We start from the raw sequence: 21891 nt of genomic DNA, 5'->3' as shown, positions 1-21891 counted from the left end.
ACCGCTCGGCGAAGAGGCGGGGACCGGGAGCGGCTAGGAGACCTGCACCTGGATGGGGGCGGTGTCGGGGATCGGGCTCGCGTCGCGGCCGCGGAGGTCGGGATGCCAGCGGCGGCCGAGCGCGGGGATGAGCGTGCCGAGCGCCGCGAAACCGGCCGCGACCAGGATCGCCGCGCCGGCGCCGCTGTGGTCGATCATGAACCCGGCGATCGCGGAGCCCATCGCGGCGCCCATCAGCTGGCCCGTGCCGACCCAGCCGTAGGCTTCCGCGGTGTCGCTGAACTTCACGCTGGCGGAGACGATCCCGAACAAGACGGCGAACGCCGGGGCGATGCCGATGCCCGCGAGCAGCAGCGTGGCGGCGAGCCACCAGAAGCTCAGTCCCAGGGTGGCGAGGCTCAGGCCGACGGTGACGATCAGCATCCGTACGGCGAGGGCCCACGGCCCGATCGGGGCGTGGCCGAGGGCGAGGCCGCCGATCAGCGATCCGGCCGCGAAGATGCCGAGCACCCAGCCGGAGTCCGAACTGCCGTGCCCGAACGCGGCGACGACGCCGGCTTCGACCGCGGCGCAGGCGGCGACCAGCATGAAGCCGACGATGGTGCTCAGCAGCACCGGCGGGCGCTTGAGCACGACGCCGAGCTTGCGGCGGCTGCGGGGGATGCGCACGCGGCCCACCTCGGGCAGCGCCAGGAACCAGACGCCGCCGCCGACCAGGAACACGGCGGCGAGCAGGATGCCGGCCACCGAGCTGACCTGGATCGCCACGAAGGTGGCGATCACCGGGCCCAGCACCCAGATGATCTCCTGGGCCGACGCGTCGAGCGAGAACAGCGGCGTCAGCTGGCGTGAGTTGACGATCTTCGGGTAGATGGTGCGCACCGCCGGCTGGATCGGCGGCGTGGACAGCCCTGCGACCAGGCCGATGGCCATCAATGCGTAGATGGGCAGGGTCACCAGGGCCATCGTCACGATGGAGCTCGCGCACACGATCAGGGTGGCCAGGATGACCGGGCGCATGCCCCAGCGGCCCATCAGGCGGCTGGTCAGCGGTCCGGCGATGGCCTGGCCGATGCTCATGGCGCCGAGCACGAGGCCGGCCGAGCCGTAGGAGTCGTAGACCTGCTCGATGTGGATCAGGAACGCCAGCGACAGCATCCCGAACGGGAAACGGGCCGTCAGTTGGGCGGCGATGACGCGAGCAACGCCCGGTGTCTTCAGAAGGGTCCAGTAGCTGCTCACTTACTCAAGTCTAGGCCGCGGCCGGTGAGTTAGCGTGGGCGCGTGCGAACACTGATCACGGCCATGGAACTGGCCACGGAGCTGTCGGAGCGAAGCGACATCCGCGTGCTGGATGTGCGCTGGAAGCTGGGCGACCCGCCCGGGCTCGGGGAGTACCGGGCCGGCCACATCCCGGGCGCCGTCTACGTCGACCTCGACACCGAGCTGGCCGGCCACGGCGAACCGCCCGACGGGCGGCATCCGTTGCCGGGCATCGCCGCGCTGCAGGCCGCCGCCCGCCGTTGGGGACTGACCGACGCCGACACGGTCGTGGTCTACGACGACCTGGGCGGGATGTCGGCCGCCCGCGCCTGGTGGCTGCTGCGGCACGCGGGCGTGCGCGAGGTGCTGCTGCTCGACGGGGCGCTCGCCGCCTGGCGGCGCGCCGGCCTCCCGCTCGCCACCGGCGACGAGCCGGCACCGGCCGGCACGGTCACCCTGTCGTACGGCTCACTCCCCGTGCTCGACGCGGATGCCGCCGCCCGACTGGCCCGCACGGGTGTGCTCCTCGACGCCCGCGCCGCGGAGCGCTACCGCGGTGACACGGAGCCGATCGACCCTCGGGCCGGTCACATCCCCGGGGCGGTCAGCGCGCCCACGGCCGCCAACCTCACGGCCGACGGATTTTTCCGGCCGGCGGCCGAACTGCGCGCCCGGTTCGAGGCCCTCGGCGTGAGTGATGCCGGCACTGTGCGTGCCGGCACTGTGCTGGCAAGCACCGTGGGCGTCTACTGCGGTTCGGGGGTGACGGCCGCCCACGAGGCGGCCGCCCTGACCATCGCCGGATTCGTGCCCGCGCTGTACCCGGGCTCCTGGTCGCAGTGGTCGAACCTGCCCGGGCGCCCGGTGGAGACCGGGGATCCGCACGCCGCGGCGTGAATTCCGCCGGAAACACGCGGATTGCCATACTGGGACGCAGGGAGTCTTCCACGCTCGGTAAGGCTGGCTCAAAACGTTATCTACGCACGGAATCCGCGTGAGCGACCTGTTATATGCTCACATCTGTCGCATCCTGTTCACGGAGCTCAAAGACGAACCAGCAACATCCGACAAACCACGAAGAAGGTTTCGCAATGCGCGCAAAATACCTGCTCCCGGCCCTCGCCGCCGTAACGGCCCTCATGCTCACCGGCTGCGTCGATAATTCGACACCCAGCACGGGTGGATCCTCGGGCGGGTCCACAGCCGGCAAGGTCAAGGTCGACGACGCTGCGGCGGCGCTGGTCCCGGCAAACGTCGCCGATACGGGCAAGCTCGTCGTGGGCGCCGACCCCACCTACGCGCCGAACGAGTTCAAGAACGAGGCCGGCGAGCCGATCGGCTGGGGCATCGAGATCGCCAGTGCCGTCGCCGCGAAGCTCGGCCTGGAGACGGAGTTCCAGGTCGCGAAGTTCGACAACATCATCCCGAGCGTCACCGGCGGCAAGGCCGACATCGGCGTGTCCTCCTTCACCGACAACGTCGAGCGCGAGAAGAAGGTCGACTTCGTCAACTACTACACCGCCGGCATCCAGTGGGCCTCGGCCACGGGCAAGGATGTCGACCCCGACAACGCCTGCGGGCTGAAGGTGGCCGTGCAGGCCACCACATACGAGGACACCGACGAGGTGCCCGCCAAGAGCGACGCCTGCGTCGCCGCCGGCAAGGCGCCGATCGAGAAGCTCAAGTACGACACCCAGGATGCCGCCACCAACGCGGTCATTCTCGGCCAGGCCGACGCCCTCAGCGCCGACTCGCCCGTCACTCTGTATGCCATCGAGCAGACCAAGGGCAAGCTGCAGAAGGCCGGAGAGACCTTCGACGTGGCGCCCTACGGCATCGTGGTCGCCAAAGACTCCAAGTTGGCTCAGGCCGTGCAGGCCGCGCTGCAGTCCATGGTGGATGACGGCACGTACAGTGGGATTCTGGACAAGTGGGGCGTGGCCGACGGGGCGATCGACACCATCACGATCAATGCGGCAGCGAACGGATAATTCATGAGCACCACAAACCCGAAGCCGACCGGCGGGGCAACCCTCCCGCCGACCGAGCCGGCTCATTCGGTTCCGATCAAGGCGATCAAGCTGCGCCACCCGTGGCGGATGGTCTTCGCCATCCTGCTGGTGCTGGTCTTCGTCTCCGTGCTCGTCGACGCCGCGTTCCGCCCCGCCTACGACTGGCCGGCGGTCGGAACGTACCTGTTCGACCGGCGCATTTCGCAGGCGGCCGTCGTTACCCTGCAACTCACGGTCTACTCGATGGTGATCGCGATCATCCTCGGTGTGATCCTGGCCGTGATGCGCCTCTCGCCCAACCCGGTGGTCAAGAGCCTGGCCTGGTTCTACCTCTGGGTCTTCCGCGGCACCCCGGTCTACGTGCAGCTGACCATCTGGGGCCTGATCTCCCTGATCTACTCCACCATCGACATCGGCATCCCGTTCATGGACCCCTGGGTCTCGTTCTCGACCAACGCGGCGCTGAGCACATTCACGATTGCGATCATCGGCCTGGCCCTGAACGAGGCGGCCTACATGGCTGAGATCGTGCGGGCAGGCCTGCTCGCGGTCGACCCGGGCCAGGAAGAGGCTGCGACCGCGCTCGGAATGAGCTGGTCGCAGACCATGACCCGGGTGATCCTGCCGCAGTCGATGCGGGTGATCATCCCGCCCACCGGCAACGAGGTGATCTCGATGCTCAAGACGACGTCGCTCGTGACGGCCGTGCCGTTCAGCTTCGAACTGTTCACCCGGTCGCGGGACATCTCCGCGGAGACGTTCAACCCGATCCCGCTGTTGATCGTGGCGTCGATCTGGTACCTGTTCTTCACCTCCATCCTGATGGTCGGCCAGTACTTCCTCGAGAAGCGGTTCGCCCGCGGGGTCGGCGACCGCCAGGACGACAAGAAGGACCTCGGAACCGGAACGGGCGTCGTCACCGGCGTCGTCCCGGTCGTCGGCTCCGGCCAGCCGACCGTGATCGTGCCGCCGACGATCAAACCGAAGACCACGCCGCCCACCAACCCCGGAGGTCAGTCGTGAGCGACATGAACCCGAGCGCCCGGAACACGCCGGCCGCGGCATCCGTTGCCACGGCGCCACCCATGGTGCTCGCCGAGCAGGTCTCGAAGAGCTTCGGCTCGAATGAGGTGCTCAAGAGCATCTCCCTCGAGGTCAAGCGCGGCGAGGTGATGTGCCTGGTCGGGCCCAGCGGTTCCGGCAAGTCCACGTTCCTGCGCTGCATCAACCATCTGGAGGTGCTCTCCGCCGGCCGGCTCAGCGTCGACGGCGAGCTGATCGGCTACCGGGAGGCGAACGGCAAGCTGTATGAGATGGCGCCCAAGGAAGCGGCGAGGCAGCGCAGGGACATCGGAATGGTGTTCCAGCGGTTCAACCTGTTCCCGCACATGACGGCGTTGCAGAACGTGATGGAAGCCCCGATCCGGGTGAAGGGCCTGCCGAAGGCGCAGGTCGAGCAGACGGCGCGTGCCCTCCTGGCGCGGGTCGGCCTGGCGGAACGGGCCGAGTACTACCCTGCGCACCTGTCCGGCGGCCAGCAGCAGCGCGTGGCGATCGCCCGTGCGCTCGCGATGGAGCCCAAGTTGATGCTCTTCGACGAGCCGACCAGCGCACTCGACCCCGAACTCGTCGGCGAGGTGCTCGACGTAATGAAGGGTCTGGCCAAGTCGGGGATGACCATGATCGTGGTCACCCACGAGATGGGCTTCGCCAAGGAGGTCGCCGACTCGCTCGTCTTCATGGACGGCGGCGTCGTCGTCGAAGCGGGCGACCCGGACGAGATCCTGACGAACCCGCAGCACCGCCGCACGCAGGCGTTCCTGTCGAAGGTGCTTTAGCCCCTCGCGACTCACGATCGCCGTTCGCGCCGAGAATGCCCGCTGGTGCGGGAACTCTCGGCGCGAACGGCGATTTTCGTGGGGCCGGCGGGCCGCGCCGTGGGGCTGAGCGGCCCGGGGATTACGCCGGGCGGCTCTGCGGCGCGGTGGCCGAGGTCATCGCGGCGTCGTGCTCCACGACTTTGCCGAGCACCTTGTCGATCTGACGCATGCTCTCGGCCGGGATCGTCACGCCCGCTGCCTTGACGTTCTCACGCACCTGCTCGGGCCGCGAGGCGCCGACCAGGGCGGCCGAGACATTGTCGTTCTGCAGCACCCAGGCGACGGCCAGCTGCGCCATCGACAGATTCAGGTCGTCCGCGATCGGCTTGAGCTTCTGCACCCGGGTGAGCACGTCGTCGTTCATGAATCGGCTGATCATGTCCGCGCCGCCCTTGAGGTCGGTCGCGCGCGAGCCGGCTGGCGGGGCCTGACCGGGCTTGTACTTGCCGGTGAGCACGCCCTGGGCGACGGGGGACCAGACGATCTGGCCGATCCCGAGTTTGCGGGAGGTCGGCACAACCTCGTCCTCGATCACGCGCCAGAGCATGGAGTACTGCGGCTGGCTGGAGATGAGGCTGAAGCCAAGCTCCTTGGAGAGGGTGTGGCCGGCGCGCAGCTGCGCGGCCGTCCACTCGCTCACACCGATGTAGAGCGCCTTGCCCTGCCTCACGATGTCGGCGAAGGCCTGCATCGTCTCTTCCAGCGGGGTCTCGGTGTCGTAGCGGTGAGCCTGGTACAGGTCGACGTAGTCGGTCTGCAGGCGGCGGAGCGACCCGTTGACGGACTCCATGATGTGCTTGCGGGAGAGCCCGACGTCGTTGTGGCCGCGCGGCCCGGTGGGCCAGTAGACCTTGGTGAAGATCTCGATGCTCTCGCGGCGCTGGCCCTTGAGGGCGGCGCCGAGCACGGACTCCGCCTGGGTGTTGGCGTAGGCGTCGGCCGTGTCGAAGCTGGTGATGCCCTCGTCGAGCGCGGTGTGCACGCACTGCGTGGCGACGTCGTTTTCGACCTGGGAACCGTGGGTGAGCCAGTTGCCGTAGGTGATTTCGGAGATTTTCAGGCCCGAAGAGCCGAGGTAGCGGAATTCCATGCTTTCAGCCTAGGTGGCTGCGCGCGGTTCTAACCGGTCAGGGCCTTGTGGATGCGCTGCAGCGAGACGGGTTCGGCGGCCTTGAGCTCCTGGGCGAAGAGGCTGATCCGCAGCTCCTCGATCAGCCAGCGCGCGCGCACCAGGTTGGCGGCGGCACTCGCCTGCAGGGGGATCTTTCCGCCGGCGTCTTCGAACCGGGCCGTGGCGGCCTGGCTCTCGTTCATCCAGACCCGGTCGCGGCTGGGGTTGTCGCCCAGCTTCACGATCCGGGCGGTGATGCCGGCCAGATAGCGCGGCAGGTGCCGCAGCTGCACGAGCCCGGTGGCACTTACGAAACCGGGGTAGACGAGCCCGGCGAGCTGCGCGCGGGCATCCGTCAGGGCCGGTAGCAGGGCCATGCTGGTGGACGCCTTCAGGGCCTTGTCGGCGGCGCGGGCGGCGGCGAGGATGCGGGCGACGAGGCCGACGGTATCGAACATGGAGTCCATCACCACGCCGGATACGCGGTCGCGGATGGTGTCGAACTCGGCGCGCATGAACACCTGGCCGTCCGGTTTCACCCGGAACAGCACGTCGTCGACGCTCGCCGCGAGGCAGTCGTCGAACAGGGCCTGGGTGGTGCGGTACGGGCTGGTGGCGAGGGAGAGTTTCTCGGCCCCGGTCAGGTGCTGCTGCACGTATGCGACGGGGGAGGGCGTGGCCAGCAGGAGCAGGCGGCGCACCCCGCCCGGCAGAGTGCGGGCCTGCTCGGCTTCGGTGCTCATCATCCGGATGGCCACCGACGTGCCCTCGTCGACCAGGGTCGGGTAGCCGCGGATGGTGTTGTCGCCCTGCCGGGTGTCGAGGAATCGGGGCAGCTCGGGGAATTCCCAGGTGGTGAGCCCGGAGCGCTCGATCGCGTTGGTGGGGGTGGCAGCAGATGCCGCGGCGACGCTCTCGCGGGCCTGATTGCCGAGCCGGCGCTGCAGGTCGGCCAGGTCCTTGCCGGAGGCGATCGCGCGCCCGCGTTCGTCGACCACCCGGAACGTCATGCGGAGGTGGGCCGGCACCCGGGTCAGTTCGAAGTCGTGCACGCTCACCGGCACGTAGGTGAGCTTCTGGATCAGCGCGGCCAGGGTCTCGGCGAAGGGGGTGTCGACCGGGTCGAACATCGAGCCGCCGACCGCGCCGGTGCCGACCTCGCCCGGCGCGGGGGGCAGCTCGTTCAGCAGCCGCCTGGCCCAGTCGGCGGCGGGTACCACGTTGCGCCGGATGCTCTTCGGCAGTGACTTGATCAGGGCCGTGACCAGGTCGGCGCGGAGGCCGGGCACCTGCCAGTCGAACCCGGCGGGGGAGAGCCGCGCGAGCAGGGACAGGGGGATCTGCACGGCCACGCCGTCGTCTTCCTCGCCCGGTTCGAACCGGTAACTCAGCTTGAACTTCTGGTCGCCCTGCCGCCAGATCGGCGGGAACACGGCCTCATCGATCTCGGGGGCGTCCTCGGGGACGAGGGCGTCTGCGGTCATCGTGAGCAGGTCGGGCGTCTGCATCCGTGCCTGCCGCCACCAGGTCTCGAAGGTGCGCGTGGAGCATACGTCGGCCGGAATACGTTTCTGGTAGAACTCGAAGACGGCCTCGTCATCGAAGAGGATGTCGCGGCGACGGGTGCGTTCCTCGAGCTCGGCGAGCTCCTTGCGCAGGCTCGTGTTGGCGCGGTCGAAGGCCGTGACCCTCTGGTCGATCCGGTCGAGGTCCCACTCGCCCTCGACGAGGGCGTGCCGGATGAACAGGTCCCGCGCGTAGGCCGGGTCGACGCGGGAGAACTGGATCCGGCGGCGGGGCACGATCGGCACCCCGTAGAGGGTGACCCGCTCGTAGGCGACGACGGCGCCCTGCTTCTTCTCCCAGTGCGGTTCGGAGTAGCTGCGCTTGCACAGTTCCCCGGCCAGGGGTTCGGCCCAGGCGGGGTCGACGACGGCGTTCATCCGGGCGAACAGACGGCTGGTCTCGACCAGTTCGGCGCTCATCACGGCGTTCGGCTGCTTCTTCGCCAGCGCCGAGCCGGGGAAGATCACGAACCGTTGCTGGCGTGCGCCGATGTAGTCCTTCTTCGCGGTGTCCTTGAGCCCGATGTGGGAGAGCAGGCCGGCCAGCAGGGCGCGGTGGATGCCGTCCGGGTTCACGGTCGGGTCGCCGATGTGGAGGCCGAGGGGCTTGGCCATCTGGCGGAGCTGCTTGTAGACGTCCTGCCACTCGCGCACGCGCAGATAGTTGAGGAACTCGTTTTTGCACAAGCGGCGGAACGCGCTGGAGCCGAGCTCCTTCTGCTGTGCCTCGAGGTAGTTCCAGAGGTTCAGCAGGCTCAGGAAATCGCTGGTGGGGTCCGCGAACCGGGCATGCTGCTGGTCTGCCTGCGCGCGGCGCTCGAGCGGGCGCTCGCGCGGGTCCTGAATGGTGAGCCCGGAAACGATCGCCATCACCTCACGGCTGACGGCCTGAGTCTTGGACTCGATCACCATCCGGCCGAACCGCGGGTCGATGGGGAGTTTCGCGAGCTGCTGGCCGATCCGGGTCAGTTTGGAGATGCCGGGCTTGCTCTCGGTCTTGCCGCCGGCGCCGTGACCCGCGGCGCCGGGCGCGACGGCGCCGAGCTCGGCGAGCAGGTCGAGGCCGTCCTTGATGCCGCGGGAATCGGGCGGGGTGAGGAAGGGGAAGGCGGCGATGTCGCCGAGGCCGAGGGAGATCATCTGCAGGATGACCGCGGCCAGGTTCGTGCGCAGGATCTCCGGCTCGGTGTATTCGGGCCGGCGGCCGAAGTCCTCTTCGGAGTAGAGCCGGATGGCGATGCCGTCGCTGGTGCGCCCGCTTCGGCCGGACCGCTGGTTCGCGGACGCCTGCGAGATCGCCTCGATCGGCAGCCGCTGCACCTTGGAGCGCACGCTGTACCGGCTGATCCGGGCGGTGCCGGCGTCGATGACGTAACGGATGCCGGGCACGGTCAGGCTGGTCTCGGCCACGTTGGTGGCGAGAACGATCCGGCGCCGCACTCCGGCCACGGTCGACGGCTGGAAGACCCGGTGCTGGTCGGCGGAGGAGAGCCGGCCGTAGAGCGGCAGGATTTCGGTGGGGCTGGTGCGCCCCGAGGAGGCGTACTTGCCCTGCAGGGCGTCCGCCGCGTCACGGATCTCGGTCTCACCGCTGAGGAAGACGAGCACGTCCCCGTTGGACTCCCGCTCGAGCTCGTCGAGCGCGGCCGAGATGCCCTCGATGTAGTCGCGGTCGACGCCGGGCGCGGCATCCGTCGTCTCGTCGTCGTCCGTGTCCATGACCTCGGCGACGAGCGGGCGGTACCGGAGTTCGACCGGGAAGGTGCGACCGGAGACCTCGATGATCGGGGCCGGCGTGCCGTCGGGCGCCGCGAAATGCTCCGCGAAGCTCTGCGGGTCGATCGTGGCCGAGGTGATGATCAGCTTGAGGTCGGGGCGCTGCGGCAGCAGCTGCCGCAGGTAGCCGAGCAGGAAGTCGATGTTGAGGCTGCGCTCGTGCGCCTCGTCGATGATGATCGTGTCGTACTTGCGCAGCATCCGGTCGCGGTGCATCTCGTTCAACAGGATGCCGTCGGTCATCAGCTTGATCCGGGTGTCGGGGCCGACCTGGTCGGTGAATCGCACCTGGTAACCGATTGTCTGGCCGACCTCCTGACCGAGCTCCTCGGCGATGCGCTCGGCGATCGTGCGCGCGGCGAGGCGGCGCGGCTGGGTGTGCCCGATGTTCTCCCGGCCCAGCTCCAGGCAGATCTTCGGCAGCTGGGTGGTCTTGCCGGAGCCCGTCGCGCCGGCGACGATGACCACCTGGTTGTCGCGGATGGCGCGCGCGATGTCGTCCCGTCGTTGGCTGACCGGAAGCTCGGGCGGGAAGGTGATAGTGACGGGGATCATGAGCCTTCCATCGTATGACCTCCGCCTGAGGTCTGTCGCGCCTTCGTCTCGCCTCCGTCGCGTCTCTGTCTTGCCTCTGTCTTGACTCGGGGTGGCGCTTAAACCGCACGATGTTAGCATCAAAGAATGAACACTGAGGAAGGGAACGGGGACCGACACGCCGCCCTCGCGTCCGACGCCCGCCGTCAGGTGCTCGACCTCCTGATGGACTCAGCCTCTCCCCTCGACGCGGCCGCGGTCGCGGGGCGCGTCGGGCTGCACGTGACGACGGCCCGGTTCCACCTCGACCAGCTCGAGAACGCCGGCCTGATCCGCCGTGCCGTCGACCGCGCGGGCACCAGGGGGCGGCCTCGCATCCTCTTCACGGCCGGACCGGCCACGCGCGAAGACGGCGCCCAGCACGACATGAGCCGGGTGCTCGCCGGTGCACTCGCCGAGGATGACGACCGCGGGCGCGCCCGGGCGACCCGCGCCGGTGAACGCTGGTCCTCGGCCTACGCCGACGAGCTGCGGGGGACCGCCGACGAGGGCGTCCGGCCGCTGCTGCGCATCCTCGACCGGCTCGGCTTCGACCCCGACGAGGCGACGGATGCCGCGGCGTCGGGTCCCGACGCTGCCGCTCCCGACGCTGCCGCTCCCGACGCTGCCGCTCCCGACGCTGCCGCTCCCGACGCTGCCGCTCCCACTCCCGCCGCCACTGCTCCCGCCGCCCCGGTCATCGCGCTGCACGCCTGCCCGTTCCGGGACGACGCGCGGCGGAACACCGAGGTCATCTGTTCCGTTCACCTGGGCCTGGTGCGCGGCGTTGCCCGCGATCTGGGCCGCGACCCGGACCAGATCGAGCTGCGCCCGTTCGTGGGTCCCGAGTTGTGCCACCTGCGGCTGGGCCGGGACTGGGCCGACGCGCGCGCTTGACCCGGTCTCGTAACCCGGTCGTTGCCTGCCGTTCAGCTTGCCGCCGTGGCCGCGACCTAGGGTGGGCCGATGACCATTTCCGTGCCCACACTGACCCTCAACGACGGCCAGACCATCCCGCAGCTCGGCTTCGGCGTGTTCAAGGTCGACCCCGATGAGACCGCCCGCATCGTCGGTGACGCTCTGCAGGTGGGCTACCGGCACATCGACACCGCCGCCATCTACGGCAATGAGGTGGGGGTCGGAGCCGCGCTCGCGACATCCGCCATCGACCGCTCCGAACTGTTCGTGACCACCAAGCTGTGGAACGACCGCCAGGGCACCGAGTCGGCGTTCGAGGCGTTCGACGAGAGCCTCGAGAAGCTCGGGCTCGACTACGTCGACCTCTATCTGATCCACTGGCCGGCGCCCGCCAACGACCGCTACGTCGAGAGCTGGAAGGCGCTCGAGCAGATCCGCGAGTCCGGCCGGGCCCGCTCGATCGGGGTGTCGAACTTCCTCGAGCCCCAGCTCGATCGTGTCATCTCGGAAACGGGGGTCGTACCCGCGGTCAACCAGATCGAGCTGCACCCGGCCCACCAGCAGCGGGAGGTGACCGCGTTCGCCCGGGCGCACGGCATCCGGATCGAGGCCTGGGGGCCGCTCGGCCAGGGCAAATACCCGCTCTTCGAGGAGCCCGTGGTGGCCGTCGCGGCCGAAGCGCACGGCAAGACGCCTGCTCAGGTCGTCATCCGCTGGCACCTGCAGACCGGCAACATCGTCTTCCCCAAGTCCAGCAACCGCGGGCGCATGGCCGAAAACTTTGACGTCTTCGACTTCGAGCTCAGCCGCACGGAGCTGGCCACGATCTCGTCCCTCGAGCGCGCCGGCCGCGTGAGCGCGCACCCCAACGACGTCAACTAGCCCCCGCGCCTCCGTCCCCCCCCCCCGCCGTGCCCACGCGCCCACGCGCCCCTAACGAATTCGACGGAGATTTTGCCCGAAACGGCCCGAAACGGCCCGGATCCGCGGTTTTAGAGCAATATCTCCGTCGAATTGGTTCGAGACCTGCGGGGTGGGAGCGGGCTCGGCAGCAGCAGTCGGGGCTCGGGAGTGGACGAGCGGGCTCGGCTGCGGGCGGTGGGGGCATAGGTTTGGGTGGTTAACGGAAAGAAGATGACGGATGAATCCGATTGAGTGGCTCTTCGACGCCCAGCTGCAGATCGGAACCCAGACCATTCTCTGGCGTGAGGTCATCGGCAACGCGTTCGGAATCCTGAGCGCGGTCGGGGGCATGCGCCGCAAGGTGTGGGCGTGGCCGGTCGGCATCCTCGGCAATGCCCTCCTGTTCACGGTCTTCCTCGGCGCCGTCTTCGGCACGCCGAACCCGGTCAACCTGCTCGGCCAGGCCGGACGGCAGATCATGTTCATCGTCGTGTCCATCTTCGGCTGGGTGCAGTGGTCGCGCAGCCGCCACTCCGCGACGCACGTCGCGGTCGCGCCGCACTGGGCCGGCAACCGCACGCGCATCCTGCTCGGCCTGGGCCTGGTCGCCGGCACCCTGATCCTGACGCCGATCTTCCGCGCGCTCGGCTCGTTCGAACCGGTCTGGGCCGACGCCTGGATCTTCACCGGATCCCTGCTCGCGACCTACGGCATGGCGAAGGGCTGGACCGAGTTTTGGCTGATCTGGGTGGCCGTTGACATCGTCGGGGTGCCGCTTCTGCTCAGCGCGGGGTACTACGCCTCCGCCGTGCTCTACCTCTTCTACGGGGCGTTCACCATCACCGGTTTCTTCATCTGGATGCGCGTGCAGCGCCGCCGCCAGGAGTTCGTCGCCCGCGAACTCACCGGGCAAGGCTAGGCCGCGCGAACCCGAGCGAACCCGCACTAGGCCGCGCGAACGCGCACCAAGCCGGGCGTACCCGCTGCGCGCTGCGCCGCCGGGCCGGCGGCTACGGGCGCACACGGGGGGCGGCGGGCACAATGGAGGCATGCCCAACCTCCTCGCCGCCGCGATCAGCCCCTACCTGCGTTCGCACGCCGACAATCCCGTCGACTGGCACGGCTGGGGGGCGGAGGCATTCGTGGAGGCGCGCCTGCGCGACGTGCCCGTGCTCGTCTCGATCGGCTATTCGACCTGCCACTGGTGCCACGTGATGGCCCGGGAGAGTTTCAGCGACCCGGACCTCGCCGACTACCTCAACGCGCACTTCGTGAGCATCAAGGTCGACCGGGAGGAACACCCGGAGGTCGACGCCAGTTACCTCGCCGCGGCCAGCGCGTTCGTGGGCGGGCTGGGCTGGCCGCTCAACGTCTTCGTCACCCCGGAGGGGCAGGCGTTCTACGCCGGCACGTATTTTCCCCCGTTGCCGCTGCCGGGGCATCCGTCGTTCCGGCAGATGCTCGAGGCGGTGACGGATGCCTGGACCACCCGCCGCGCGGAGGTCACCGAGAGCGCGTCGCTGGTGGCCGACGCGCTCGCCGCCGCCGCGCAGCAGATCCCCACGGGGCAGCTGCCGGGCGACGACGACCTCGACCGGGTGGCGGGCGAGGTCGCGGCGCAGGAAGACCCGCGTTTCGGCGGTTTCGGCGGCGCGCCGAAGTTCCCGGTCGCGCCGGTTCTCGGTTTCCTGCTCGGTCGCGCCACGGAGCCCCGGCAAGAACCCCGGCAAGAACCCGGGCAGGAGTCCGGGCGGGCGCTCGCGCTGCGCACCCTCAAGCGGATGGGGGCGTCGCCGCTGCGTGATTCAGTCGAGGGCGGCTTCTTTCGGTATGCCGTCAACCGCGACTGGAGTGATCCGCACTATGAGCGCATGCTCTACGACAACGCGCAACTGCTGGACCTCTACACCCGGGCCTGGCAGCTCACCGGCGAGCAGTGGGCGCGCTCCGTCGCCGGGGGCGTTGCACGCTTCCTGATCACCGTGCTCGGCCTGCCCGGAGGCGGATTCGCCAGCGCGCAGGACTCCGAAAGCACCGTCGGAGGGCGCCGCGTCGAGGGCGGTTACTACGCTCTCGACGAAGACGACCGCCGGCAGGAAACCCCGCCCGCACTCGACGAGAAGGTGCTCACCGGCTGGAACGGCCTCGGCATCGCCGCGCTGGCCCGGGCCGGCTTCGCCTTCGACCAGCCCACCTTCACGGCGGCCGCGGCCCGGGCGGCGGACTACCTGCTCGAGCACCACCTCCGCCGGGACGGGAGTCTCGTGCGGGCGTCGATCGCCGGGCGCACGTCGACCGCCCAGCCCACACTGGAGGACTTCGGGATGCTGGCATCGGGCCTCCTCGAGCTGGCTCTCGCGACGGGTGAGGTGCGATACGCCACGGCAGCGCGCCGACTGATCGACGCCACGCTATCGACCACCACCGACACAGCCGAAACACCCGAAACCGCCGAAACCGCCGACACCACTGACACCACTGACACCACTGACACCACTGACACCACCGACGACACCGCCAACACCGCCAACACCGCCGACACCGCACACACGGCCGGGAATGCCCCGGCCCGGACGCCGTTTCGAGCGCCGGACGGCCCGGACCCGATCCTGGCCGGCCAGGGCCTCGCCCTGGAGGTCGACCCGTCGGAGGGCGCCTACCCGTCGGGGATCACGGCGACCGCCGAGGCGGCGCACCTGCTGTTCCTGCTGACCGCCGAGGACCGGTATCGCACGGCCGCCGTGGCGGCGATGGCGCTGCTGGCCGACCGCGTCCGGGAGCGGCCGCTCGCGTTCGGCGCGGCCCTCCGTCTCCTGGCCGAGCTGGCCGGTCCGGCCGAGCAACTGGTGGTCGTGGTGCCGGACGAGGACGCCCGGCCGGGCACGTCCGGTGAGCTGCTCGACGCGGTGCGCCGTCGCGTCGCCGGACTCGTCGCATCCGTCACCCACGGCCAGGCCGAGGCATTCGCGGCCGCGGGTTTCGAGCTGTTCCGGGACCGCACCGTGCGCGACCAGCGGCCCACGGCGTACCTCTGCCGCGATTTCGCCTGCAGCCTGCCGGTTACCGACCCGGCCGACCTGCCGACCGTCGCAACGCAGACCGCAACGCAGACCGCAGACGCGGACTAGAGAAAGTACCCGACCGAGACGAGACTGGCCGCATGGGCATCCTGATCAAGCGGGTCTACGACGAGCCGGCGGAGTCCGACGGCGTGCGCGTGCTCGTGGACCGGCTGTGGCCGCGCGGGGTCTCGAAGGAGCACGCCCGGCTCGATCTCTGGCTCAAGGACGTCGCCCCCAGTCCCGATCTGCGCACCTGGTGGAACCACGACCCCGCTCGGCTGGCCGAGTTCGCGGAGCGCTACACCGCCGAACTGGGGGCAGCGCCGCAGACCCGGCAAGCCGTGGCCGAGCTCAGGGCACTCCTCGCCCGGAACACGGCCGCGCACACCGAGACGACCCTCGTCTACGGCGCCCGCGACCCGGTCGTCAACCACGCCCGGGTGCTCGCGGCCTATCTGGCCGACAACCCCGAACCGCGCGATCCCCAATTACCCAACCGCTCCGCCTGAACCGGCGAAGCCCACTCCCAAAGGATTCCGACATGGTTCCCGAAACAAACATCTGGGCCGTCCTCCTCGCCACCGCGTCGAGCATGGCAGTCGGGGCGATCTGGTATTCGCGCCGGGTGTTCGGCACCTACTGGATGAAGGCCGTCGGCCACGACGAGGAGAGCGTGCGCCCGGGTTCGGCGGCCCCGCTCGTCGTCACCGTGGTCGTCAGCTTCCTCACGGCCTGGGTGCTGGCCGGCGCCGCGGCGATCGTGCAGGCGTTCTACGGCGGCTCTTTCCTCGCCAACGCACTGCTGACGGCGCTCATCCTCTGGGCCGGCTTCACGGCGGCCCGCATGATCACGCACGACGCATTCGATCGCCGCCCGGCGGGCCTCACCGTGCTCAACATCGCGCACGAACTGGTCACCCTGCTGCTGATGGCTCTGATTATCGGGTTGTTCGGGATCGGCGCCCCGTAGCGACACCAGAGCGACCACGCACCCGGCGTCAGGGCGGCGACGTACACTAGGGGAGGCGCCACCGCGTTCCACCGGCTGCTTCGCTCCCTGACTCGAAGGGGTTCGTGGCTGTCCGGTACCAACGGACGCACTCTCCCTGGCATTGCACGCGGTTGCCTTGAGAATCAGTGTTCCCAATTCTCGAGGAGGACCATGTCTAGTTTCGATCGCCCAGAAGACGACCGGCATGCCCCGCTCGACCCGGCCACCACGTCGGCCAGCCCCGAACTGTCGATCAGCCACGAGCCTGAGCTCGTTCTGCTGACCCCTGACCCCCGCACCCGCCGCTTCGACCGGGAAGACGTCGTCGTGCGCAAGGGTGAGATCAATCTGATCAACGGACACTTCACGCCGCGCGAGTCCCGGGTCAAGGACCTGCTCGCCGTCGCCGACGTGCTCGACGCCGCCGGCATCGACTTCCTGCTCGTGCGCGGCGACCATGACCGGCCCGTGATCGCGGTCGACCGCAAGCGCCGCAAGCAGCTCACCCGCATCCTGATCGCAGCGTTCGCGAAGGAGCCCTTCTACGCCCTGCCGCTGGACGGCAGCCTGACCCAGCCGTTGCTGCTGGCCGACGGCGCCCTGTCCACGCTGCGCGCATCATCCGTGTTCCGGGTCTACCGCCCGCGGATCGAACCGATCGGCCGCCTGCGGTACGGCGCCGAGACGGCCTTTCAGCTCGAACTCTGGTACTTCGGTGAGGACGAGATCGTCGCCCCGGTCGAGAACTCGCTGATGCGCACCCGGATGCCGCGCGCCGAGGTACGCGAGACCACGATCGAACTCTTCGGGCGCACCTGGCGCACCCTGCAGCACATGTTCGACGACCTGGCCAGCGACGTCAGCTTCGACATCGACATGGTCTTCTCCTGGGTCGACGGCTCATCCAGCGACTTCCAGCGGGAACGGGCCAAGCGCATGCAGGCCTACGTCGTGGGCTCGGGCGACGAGTCTGAGGCCCGCTTCCGCCAAATCGACGAGCTGAAGTACGCGCTCCGCAGCGTGTACATGTTCGCGCCCTGGGTGCGGCGCATCTTCATCGCGACGGATTCGCCGGCCCCCGAGTGGCTCGCCGAGCACCCGCGCGTCACGATCATGCGCAGCGAGGACTTCTTCCCCGACACCAGCGCACTGCCGACCCACAATTCGCACGCCGTGGAGAGCCAGCTGCACCACATCCCCGGGCTGGCGGAGCACTTCATCTATTCCAACGACGACATGTTCTTCGGCCGCCCGGTCGGACCGGAGCTGTTCTTCTCCCCGGGCGGCATCACCAAATTCGTGGAGGCCTCCACCCGGATCGGCCTGGGCGAGAACGACCCCAGCCGAAGCGGGTTCGAGAACGCGGCCCGGGTCAACCGGGCGCTGCTGCGCGAACGGTTCGGCAAGGTCACCACCCGGCACCTCGAGCACACGCCGGCACCGCTGCGGAAGAGCGTGATGGCCGAGCTCGAGGCCGAGTTCCCCGAGGACTTCGCCCGCACCGCGGCCAGCCGGTTCCGCTCCGCGACGGATATCTCGGTCACGAACTCGCTTTACCACTTCTATGCACTGATGACGGGGCGCGCGGTCGAGCAGACCCAGGTGCGCTCGCTCTACGTGGAGACCACCCTCAAACTGGCCCTGCGCCAGATGAACAAGCTGCGCAAACGCCGCGACCAGGACATGTTCTGCCTCAACGACGGCAGCTTCCCCGAGATCTCCGACGATGTGCGCCGTGCGGCCGTGACCGAATTCCTCGAACGGTACTTCCCGATCGTCGCCCCCTGGGAACGCGAGTTCCAGGCCGACGCCGGGCAGGCGCCGACCGTGCCGGCGGGCGGCGAGTTGTCGGTCGGCGCGCTGTCGGTTAGCCCGCTGTCAGTTAGCCCGCTGTCAGTTAGCGCAGAACCCGGATCGGTGTGGTCATTGGGGGTTCACGGAACGCTGGCAGAGTACCCGCGGGCATGATCCGGATGCCGTCGCCCGCCAGGCGCCGGGCGCTCTCCGCCGCTTCGATGTAGTCGAGCGCCGGGTAGTCGCCGAGCGGCACCACCGAGTGCAGCACCGTGTCTGCGTAGACGTGCACGAGGTTGAAGGTGCGGGCGCCGTCGCGGCCGCGGGTGCCGCCGACCGGAACGTTCAGGTCCTGGGTGTAACAGGTGGCCGAGGCCACGGAGACCGGAATGCCCGCGAACATGGCCGTTGAGGAGTAGTGCAGGTGGCCGGCCAGGATGCTGCGCACATCCGTTCCGCGCAGCACCCGCGCCAGCGCGGACTGGTCCTGGAGTTCGACCGAGACGGCCAGGTCGAGCACGCTCGGCACGGGCGGGTGATGCATGGCCAGGATTGTGCCGTCCGGGGCGGGGGTGCGAAGCTCCCGGGCCAGCCAGTCGAGCTGGGCGTCGGTCACGGCGCCGTAGTGGTGGCCGGGTACGGAGGTGTCGAGCGTGATGATGCGCAGGCCGCCGATGTAGTCGACGTGGTCGATCGGGTCCGTGTTCGGCGCCTCGTCCAGCAGCGTGGTGCGGAAGGCCGCCCGGTCGTCGTGATTGCCCATCACCCAGAACACCCGCGCTCCGAGCCGGGCGGCGGCCGGCTCGACGATGCCGCGCAGGGTTGCGTACGCATCCGGTTCGCCCTTGTCGGCCAGATCACCGGTGATGATGATGGCATCCGGGCGGCCCGAGGATGCTTCGACGTCGGCGAACAGCCGGGCCAGGTGGGCGGTGCTGTCGACCCGGCCGTAGAGGCGCCCGCCGTCGGCGAGCAGGTGGGTGTCGCTGAGGTGAAGCAGGAAATGATCCGGCCTGGGGTATTCGGCCGTTCGAATGTTCACTGAATATCCATTCGTTGGTGCTGTTAACTCTTCGGTGAGTCCGCTGACTCTACTCCGAATAGTGCATCAGCATCGGGTGAACATGCGGTGTACACCGCGAAAACACAACGAAGGGCCCGGAGCGCAATGCTCCGGGCCCACCCGTTTCGTTCGTCAGGCCTTCGCCTTCTTCGTGCCCGCTTTCGCGGACTCCGTCACCTGCATCGTCGGCTCGCCCGAACTCTGCACCTCGATCTTGCGGGGCTTGGCCGCCTCGTGAACGGGGATCGTGACGGTCAGCACGCCGTTGTTGTACGTGGCGCTGATGTTCTCGACATCGATGCCCTGGCCCAGGTTCAACTGACGCAGGAACGAACCGGCCAGGCGCTCCCGGGTGATCCACTTCACGTTTTCGTGGTTCGCCATGGTGCGCTCCCCACGGATCGTGAGCAGCTGGCCGTCGACGTCGATGTCAACCGAACCCGGATCGATCCCGGGCATGTCGGCGCTGAGCACGTAGTGGTCACCTTCCCGGAAGAGGTCCATCGGCATCACGCGCGGGCCCCGGTTGTCGATCAGAGCGGAGGCCATTCGGTCCAGCTCGCGGAACGGGTCATAGGACGTTGCCATAGCGATTCCTTTCATCGGCCGGGTCTGGTCAGATCGTCGGATCGAACCGGAGGTCCGGCTGGTTCTTGGGCGGTTTGCTTCCAGAGTTGAGTCTTGGGCGCTCAACTATTGCCAATGTAACCGCGCTTGAGCGGTGCCGCAATCGGCCCAGGGTCCCGTTCTGTTCGCGCTCAGCGAAGGGCTTCCTGCGCGATGGATGGCTACGGGTACGTCAATCCGGAGGTCGAGTCGGGGAAGACGGGCTTGTCCAGGCTGTCGTTCTCGTAGGCCTGCGTGGGCTCATGGGCGGCGGCGGCCGCGCGGCGCCGCTCCGCCTCGAAGTCGCCTTCGAGACCGGTGAAACCACCCGGTTCCGGCTCGCGCTTCGTCTTCTCTTTTCGCTGGAACCAGCCCAGTCCATGACCTTTTCTCAAATTTCAACGGTACGCCGACCCCTGCCGAGTCAAGAGCGCTCGATGGTGCTTCCCCAGGCGGGCCGTGCGAAGGTGGAATGTGCGCACCTCGTCAACGATCAGCCCCGTTCGCTATCTGGCCGGAATGATCACCGCCATCCTGGTGTTCACCGGGATCTACCTGTTCTTCGTGCGCACCCTCGCCGGCCAGACCATGGACCAGCTCGCCTTCGACGGCGCCGAGTTCGGACGCCGCAGCGTGACCCCGCTCGCGCAGCAGCTGCTTGATGCTCTGCCCCTGGTCTCCGTGGTCGCGGGTCTGGTGCTCGCCGGCATCGTCACGGCCGTGCGCCGCAACGGCAAGACTCTGATCGTCGCCTTCGGCGCGGCGCTGGCGGCCGTGCTGACCACCCAGCTGCTCAAGGGCGGGCTGCTCTCTCGGCCCGACCTGGGTGTGGAAGGGTACGACGGGAACTCGTTCCCGTCGGGGCACACGACCGTGGCCGCGGCATCCGCTCTCGCCATCTTTCTGGTAGCGAGCCCCCGCACGCGCTGGCTGGCCGCACTCGGCGGTTCGGGGTTCGCCATCGCCGCCGGGGTGGCCACACTGGCCAACGGCTGGCACCGGCCCAGCGACGTGATCGCGGCGCTGCTGGTGGTGGCCGTGTGGGGCTGCGTCGCCGGCCTCGTGCTGACCCGCGGGCCGTGGGCGTCGACCGCCGCGCGCGGCGGATCGGCCGGCGTGGGCGGCCGCGTCCAGCTCCGGATTCTGGTTCCCTTCGCCGTCGTGGCGGCGGCCGCCTTCCTGGTCACGTACTTCCGGGCCTTCGGCGAGACCCCCGGCCCGTTGATCGCCTACATCGGCGGTGTCACGGCGATCGTCGCCGCGGGCCTGGGCGTCGCGTTCGCGGGCACCCGGCTGTTCTCGCGCCTGCCGTAGGCCGGCGCCGATCGGTTTCGTGGCGGCTGAGCATCTCGTGTGCCGTCCGCGTCATCGCGTGTCCCGGGGGTGTGGGCGGCTGGCCTGCGTGTAACACTGAGGGCATGTCCGTCACCCTCAGAGCGCTGCAGACCGTGGTTCCGCCGACAGTATTGATCCAGGAGCAGGTGCGCGACGTGTTCGCGTCGCAGCCGGATCTCAGCCGACTCGGAAAACGGCTGGTGACGGTCTCCTTCAATCTGTCGGGCATCGACACCCGGCACAGCGTCATCGACGAACTCACCCTGGACACACCCGCCCGGGAATCGGAGGTGACCGACCCGCAGTTCTTCGACCCGGCGACGCAGCGGCTGCTCCGACCCAGCACCCGGGTGCGGAACGAGCTCTACATCGTCGAGGCGACCAAACTCTTCGTGGAAGCCGGGCGCCGCGCGCTCGCGGCCTGTCCCGGCATCGAGGCATCCGATGTGACGCACGTTGTCACGGTGTCCTGCACCGGCTTCTTCGCGCCGGGCCCCGATTACATGCTCGTACGCGAGCTGGGGCTGAGCCCGGCCACCCAGCGCTACCACCTCGGATTCATGGGCTGCTACGCCTCGATGCCGGCGCTGCGCACGGCGAAGCAGTTCGTCGAGGCCGATCCCACCGCCGTGGTTCTCGTCGTCAGCGCCGAACTCTGCTCGCTTCACCTGCGCACCTCCGACGACCCCGACACCATCGTGGCCTCGTCGCTGTTCTCGGATGGGGCGGCCGCGGGGATCGTCAGCGCCCGGCCCCCCGAGCCGGGTGAGAAGGCGTTCAACCTCGACCTGTTCGAGACGGTCATCACCCCCATCGGCGAGGAGGACATGGCCTGGAAGATCGGCGACGAGGGGTTCGAGATGATCCTCAGCACCTACGTGCCGCACATCATCGACCAGCACATCGAGGGCGCCCTGGCACCGCTGTTCGCCCGGGACGCCCAGCTCGCGGCGGTGCTCGCGCCGGCGGTGCTCGCGCCGGCGGTGCTCGCGCCGGCGGTGCTCGCGCCGGCGGTGGGCGGGGACGCCGCGGCCGGGTC

19 protein-coding genes are annotated in these 21891 nt (G+C 69.1%); 13 read left to right on the top strand and 6 right to left on the bottom strand.

All coding sequences use genetic code 11. The annotated features are described in order from the left end of the window. Window positions 1-33: 33 nt before the first annotated feature. The gene (locus E3T24_RS16450) at window positions 34-1242 is read right to left on the bottom strand and encodes an MFS transporter (RefSeq protein WP_134366089.1); all 1209 of its coding nucleotides are present in this window, start codon (window positions 1240-1242) and stop codon (window positions 34-36) included. Between the two features lie 63 nt (window positions 1243-1305). Between E3T24_RS16450 and E3T24_RS16445 the strand changes: the two genes are divergently transcribed. The 4 genes from E3T24_RS16445 to E3T24_RS16430 all read left to right on the top strand — a co-directional run bounded on the left by E3T24_RS16445 (window position 1306) and on the right by E3T24_RS16430 (window position 5113). Beyond that, window positions 1306-2160, top strand: a complete 855-nt coding sequence (locus E3T24_RS16445) for a sulfurtransferase (RefSeq protein ID WP_134366103.1) — start codon at window positions 1306-1308, stop codon at window positions 2158-2160. 194 nt (window positions 2161-2354) lie between these two features. Beyond that, entirely contained in the window at window positions 2355-3254 is a 900-nt protein-coding gene (locus E3T24_RS16440) for an ABC transporter substrate-binding protein (protein ID WP_134366088.1), read from the top strand. Between the two features lie 108 nt (window positions 3255-3362). Further along, window positions 3363-4298 carry an amino acid ABC transporter permease gene (locus tag E3T24_RS16435; protein WP_241975731.1) on the top strand — a complete coding sequence of 312 codons (936 nt, stop codon included), beginning with the start codon at window positions 3363-3365 and terminating at the stop codon, window positions 4296-4298. Window positions 4299-4360: 62 nt separating this feature from the next. Further along, window positions 4361-5113, top strand: a complete 753-nt coding sequence (locus tag E3T24_RS16430) for an amino acid ABC transporter ATP-binding protein (RefSeq protein WP_134366102.1) — start codon at window positions 4361-4363, stop codon at window positions 5111-5113. A 121-nt stretch (window positions 5114-5234) separates the two neighbouring features. On the opposite strand, the gene E3T24_RS16425 is transcribed toward E3T24_RS16430, so the two are convergent. Further along, entirely contained in the window at window positions 5235-6245 is a 1011-nt protein-coding gene (locus E3T24_RS16425) for an aldo/keto reductase family protein (RefSeq protein WP_134402230.1), read from the bottom strand. Between the two features lie 29 nt (window positions 6246-6274). Further along, the gene (gene hrpA / locus E3T24_RS16420) at window positions 6275-10162 is read right to left on the bottom strand and encodes an ATP-dependent RNA helicase HrpA (protein ID WP_174235697.1); all 3888 of its coding nucleotides are present in this window, start codon (window positions 10160-10162) and stop codon (window positions 6275-6277) included. Window positions 10163-10288: 126 nt separating this feature from the next. Here hrpA and E3T24_RS16415 point away from each other — a divergent pair, with 126 nt between their 5' ends. The 7 genes from E3T24_RS16415 to E3T24_RS16385 all read left to right on the top strand — a co-directional run bounded on the left by E3T24_RS16415 (window position 10289) and on the right by E3T24_RS16385 (window position 18022). Further along, the gene (locus tag E3T24_RS16415) at window positions 10289-11077 is read left to right on the top strand and encodes a helix-turn-helix domain-containing protein (RefSeq protein WP_134434871.1); all 789 of its coding nucleotides are present in this window, start codon (window positions 10289-10291) and stop codon (window positions 11075-11077) included. Window positions 11078-11152: 75 nt separating this feature from the next. After that, window positions 11153-11980, top strand: a complete 828-nt coding sequence (locus E3T24_RS16410) for an aldo/keto reductase (protein ID WP_198416897.1) — start codon at window positions 11153-11155, stop codon at window positions 11978-11980. A 259-nt stretch (window positions 11981-12239) separates the two neighbouring features. Then, window positions 12240-12920, top strand: a complete 681-nt coding sequence (pnuC, locus tag E3T24_RS16405) for a nicotinamide riboside transporter PnuC (protein ID WP_134409917.1) — start codon at window positions 12240-12242, stop codon at window positions 12918-12920. A 130-nt stretch (window positions 12921-13050) separates the two neighbouring features. Next, window positions 13051-15129: a DUF255 domain-containing protein gene (locus tag E3T24_RS16400; RefSeq protein ID WP_134434870.1), complete on the top strand. Its 2079-nt coding sequence runs from the start codon at window positions 13051-13053 to the stop codon at window positions 15127-15129. 32 nt (window positions 15130-15161) lie between these two features. Next, window positions 15162-15572 carry a DUF488 family protein gene (locus E3T24_RS16395; protein WP_134366082.1) on the top strand — a complete coding sequence of 137 codons (411 nt, stop codon included), beginning with the start codon at window positions 15162-15164 and terminating at the stop codon, window positions 15570-15572. Window positions 15573-15604: 32 nt separating this feature from the next. After that, entirely contained in the window at window positions 15605-16033 is a 429-nt protein-coding gene (locus E3T24_RS16390) for a DUF1761 domain-containing protein (RefSeq protein ID WP_134366081.1), read from the top strand. 192 nt (window positions 16034-16225) lie between these two features. Beyond that, window positions 16226-18022, top strand: coding sequence for a stealth family protein (locus tag E3T24_RS16385; RefSeq protein ID WP_134402233.1), 1797 nt, complete (start codon window positions 16226-16228; stop codon window positions 18020-18022). Here E3T24_RS16385 and E3T24_RS16380 read toward each other — a convergent pair. The 3 genes from E3T24_RS16380 to E3T24_RS16370 all read right to left on the bottom strand — a co-directional run bounded on the left by E3T24_RS16380 (window position 17952) and on the right by E3T24_RS16370 (window position 19912). Continuing rightward, window positions 17952-18890, bottom strand: a complete 939-nt coding sequence (locus tag E3T24_RS16380; RefSeq protein WP_134366080.1) for a phosphodiesterase — start codon at window positions 18888-18890, stop codon at window positions 17952-17954. The genes E3T24_RS16385 and E3T24_RS16380 overlap by 71 nt on opposite strands. Before the next feature lie 153 nt (window positions 18891-19043). Beyond that, window positions 19044-19499: an Hsp20/alpha crystallin family protein gene (locus E3T24_RS16375; protein ID WP_134366079.1), complete on the bottom strand. Its 456-nt coding sequence runs from the start codon at window positions 19497-19499 to the stop codon at window positions 19044-19046. A gap of 200 nt (window positions 19500-19699) precedes the next feature. Continuing rightward, a complete protein-coding gene (locus E3T24_RS16370) occupies window positions 19700-19912 on the bottom strand; it encodes a hypothetical protein (protein ID WP_134366078.1) in 213 nt (70 codons plus the stop codon). Window positions 19913-19991: 79 nt separating this feature from the next. Here E3T24_RS16370 and E3T24_RS16365 point away from each other — a divergent pair, with 79 nt between their 5' ends. Together E3T24_RS16365 and E3T24_RS16360 are read left to right on the top strand one after the other, a co-directional pair. Further along, window positions 19992-20831, top strand: a complete 840-nt coding sequence (locus E3T24_RS16365) for a phosphatase PAP2 family protein (RefSeq protein WP_198415994.1) — start codon at window positions 19992-19994, stop codon at window positions 20829-20831. A gap of 104 nt (window positions 20832-20935) precedes the next feature. Further along, window positions 20936-21891 (top strand): type III polyketide synthase (locus E3T24_RS16360; RefSeq protein WP_134434869.1); only part of this gene is annotated, 956 nt, incomplete at its 3' end.

Origin of the sequence: Cryobacterium sp. TmT2-59 (assembly GCF_004403545.1) — a bacterium.
In the GTDB taxonomy this organism is placed as follows: domain Bacteria; phylum Actinomycetota; class Actinomycetes; order Actinomycetales; family Microbacteriaceae; genus Cryobacterium; species Cryobacterium shii.
Note: the sequence above shows the minus strand (reverse complement) of the source record. Positions and strands in the feature narration are given on the sequence as shown.